Consider the following 3,291-nt stretch of genomic DNA (forward strand, 5'->3'; position numbering starts at 1 on the left):
GCCTTCTCGGCACCACGTTCTCTGCCATTCTGTTCTCCATACAGTCAAAAAGTTATCAAACTTCTTGCTGTACGTGGAATCGAGACAGGGTCACAAACCCTGCTCCCGGTCGATACGTCAACCCCGTGATAAGCAACTGATCCCGTTTGCGTCGTGGTCGCAATGCGTCCTGCAGTACTGCCAACACGTCATGGTGGTTGTATTCGGGCGCGGGCACGACCTGCCAGCCCAGCACGATGCGGGTGCAGACATCGAGCAACGTCACTACGAACAGACGCTCCGTTTCAAGATCGACGCTGAGGCCGGACGGTTCGGTAAACCGCACCCGCAGGCGAAGGTCCAGTTTGTGGCCGTCGAGCTCGACGATGGAAAACGGACGGATCGTGGCATCCCATGCGCGTTCGCGACTGTCTGGGCGACGTATCGGGATCCGTGCTTCGAGCCGGCGTTTCACCCGGCGCGCCAGCGACCGATAGCCCATCTCGTCCTGGCTGAACGGATAAGCCTGCGTATCCAGACCGGCTTCCCGGCAGGCCGCAATCAGCTTCGACTGGACATTGCGCAATCCGTAGAGCCGGCCGTTTTGCGTGATACCCAGCGTGCCAGCACCAATTTCACGCTCGAGAATCTGTGCCAGTTGGGGTAACTGTTCGAACAGCTGCCCCAAGGCGCCCGTCAGCCCTCCGCGCTGCGTACGGCGAACAGCTGGCGCGATGCGGCGGTAGCTCTTTGTCCGGACATGTGGAATGAGTGCGCGAAAGCCCTGAATCCTGCCATCGGGATGGGGCGCCAGGCATCGTTCGAGCAGGCGCGTCAGGGTGCTCCGGTTGATGCCGAAGTCCCGTTTCAGATTGGTCAGCGGCGTGCCAGCGACTCGGGAATATCACTGCGCTTCATGTATTTGCTCGCGACGATATCGACTTACTCGCGTGTGTCGGCATAAGGCAAGCGTGATCAGGTCGGGACTGATAAGCTGGCCATTGTGTAGTCCGGCGATGACCGCCGTTCGTACGAGTACCGGATCGATGCGGGAAAAGTGCTGTTCCGCTTCGTCGATGGTCGCCGGGTGCTCGAAGAACTCGACGACGTTCGCGAGCAACGTTGGCTCGACCAGATGAGCACCGGTTGCCAGATAGGGAAGCAACGACATCCAGTTCTGTATCCAGATGCGATGGCGTTCGATCTCCTTTCTGGAGATGGTCTCCACACATGGTGCCGATCGAGCAGTCTGCTTCGTGATCTGTAAATCACGCATATCCGCCTGCTCCTCGGCATCGTCGTCAACGCTTAGCCATTGTTCCGTTCCATCGCGCATCACCCAGAAGTCAGCCAGCGGCTCCGACGCGGCTTCAACGGAAAGTGCGGGCCGCTCGCAATAGGTCGTCACGCCCGGATTGGCCTCGAGCATGATCCATAGGCGAACCTGCATGGCCGAGGAGAATAGGACGGGACGTCGTAGTTTAGGCGCCCAGGCATGATGGAGCGTCTGCTTGGGAAGACGTCGAACGAGTAAAGGAACCGGCGCATTCATGACATAAAATTGAAGCGTCAGAGATGATTAAACTTTAGTTCAATTTCGTGGAAAGTTCCAAGTTTAAGTCAATTGAAATTGACGCAAACATGCCATCACCACGGCCGACACCGCTTGTCCGACGCGGGATTCGGGCCTGGCATCGGTTTCATGTTTAGTTCGATTGACATCCGCGCGACCGCCTTCGGAGACCGCATCGATCTGCCGCTCCACGTCACGCATCACCCGGCCCACACGCGAGCGCAACGTACGCAGCACCTTCTTCATTCGTTTGTACTGCTTGGCATGGGCGTAGCGGCCAATCTGACGCGCCAGGTGCGGTGCCTCGCGGTTGTAGTTCTGCCTCAGTTTCAGGCCGTGCCGCGCTGCAGCCTTTACCAGATGTTCGCGGCACCGTTCAAGGAGCCGCGAATCGGTCGGGTGTGCGATCGCTTTCTGCATGACCGTCGTGTCGACAATCACACGCTTCACGCTTGCGGCCTTGATCACGCCAGCACGTTTTGCCGCTTCGATTGTTTCGGCCAGCAATTCTTCAACACCGGCCTCGCCCAACCGCTTGCGCCAGCGCGTCAGGCTCGACGGATCGATTGGCGGCTCGGTCTGCAGGTACGTCTCGCCGGTGAATACCTGCCAGTAGGGATTTTCAACCCATTGCCAGACGACCTCTTCGTCCGACAGATCGAATGCGTGCTGCAGATACAGCAGGCCGGCGATCAGCCTGGGGGATGTTGCCTGCCGTCCCTTGCGCGACACGAAGCTCTCGCTCATCACCATGCCCAGCCGATCCCAGTGGATCAGGTCAGCCAGCCGCACGAGCGGATGTTTCAGGTTGATCTGCTCACGCAGCGGCTACCGGAAGAAATCTCCCTCTGTCACAGGCGTCTTCGAACCCATCCGCACCTCGTCAGGATTTGCAGGATTTCGGCATCAATATGCCAGGTCCCTGCAATTCCCACAATGACATTTCGGCCTCGGAGCCTTGCAGCATAAGCTTTCGCGGATTGTTCAAGGCCGACCAATTAGGCTGTTTTGACGCAAACGGCTTTGCCGAAGCTGTTCCACAGATTCACGAGGTTCGCGATGATCACGCCCTCGCGCTGCTGCGATTCGAGTCGGCGTGTCAGCAGCCGCGCGCCGATGCAGCGTTTGATCCTCGAGATCTGTGCCTCGACCAACGCGCGCTTGCCATACCCGTACTTGTTGTGGAACGCATGGATGCCTTTCTCTTTGATGTAGCCGACAATCTGGTCGTGCCAGCGTGTGGCTGGCTGAGCGTGAACCACCGCCTTGGCCGGCGGCGGAATCACCGGCAGCACGCCGCTACCCGACCAGGCCTCGGTTTGCGCGATGCTGTAGTACGCGCCGTCGGCAATCACACTGTCGACGGGCGCCTCGACCGCCAGCACGGCGTGCAGGCCGGCTGCGTCGGACACCGTGGTGTCGGTGACCGAAATCGCGTGCATGTTCATGTCCGGATCGATCGACAGATGGACTTTGCGCCACGGCGTCCGGCTCGCGTCGCGGCCGTACTTCTGGCGGTGCCATTCGCTGGCCCGGCCGAAGTTCATGCCGGTGCTGTCGACGATCAGACTGATCGCTTCGCCGTTGGCCAGACGCTCGGCCACCCGCTGGCCACGCTGCCACACCGAGACTGTCAGCGTGGCGAACCGCTCGCTGAGCTGCCCGAAGCTCGGCACGGCGATCTCGAGGCCACGCAGCCGCCAGTACTCTTCCATGAAGCCGGTGATCTGGCGCATCGC

At 59.9% G+C, this 3,291-nt stretch carries 3 protein-coding genes and 1 pseudogene; all 4 read right to left on the minus strand.

Annotated features, from left to right (window positions below; all coding sequences use genetic code 11):
* Positions 1–55: 55 nt before the first annotated feature.
* Positions 56–667, minus strand: coding sequence for a hypothetical protein (locus HWX39_RS35465; protein WP_175972113.1), 612 nt, complete (start codon positions 665–667; stop codon positions 56–58).
* 216 nt (positions 668–883) lie between these two features.
* Positions 884–1,408, minus strand: a complete 525-nt coding sequence (locus tag HWX39_RS35470; protein WP_175972114.1) for a hypothetical protein — start codon at positions 1,406–1,408, stop codon at positions 884–886.
* Between the two features lie 309 nt (positions 1,409–1,717).
* Positions 1,718–2,377: pseudogene (locus HWX39_RS35475) on the minus strand (IS5 family transposase); the annotation flags it as partial.
* A 173-nt stretch (positions 2,378–2,550) separates the two neighbouring features.
* On the minus strand, positions 2,551–3,291 hold a 741-nt coding region (locus HWX39_RS36580; protein WP_244135165.1), incomplete at its 5' end, for an IS5 family transposase.

It is taken from the genome of Burkholderia sp. BCC0322 (genome assembly GCF_902833045.1).
Lineage (GTDB): Bacteria > Pseudomonadota > Gammaproteobacteria > Burkholderiales > Burkholderiaceae > Burkholderia.

Bases quoted from the DNA above. Each gene is read 5' to 3' on its own strand.
- HWX39_RS35470 (WP_175972114.1), bottom strand. From the start codon at position 1,408: ATGCTCGAGGCCAATCCGGGCGTGACGACCTATTGCGAGCGGCCCGCA.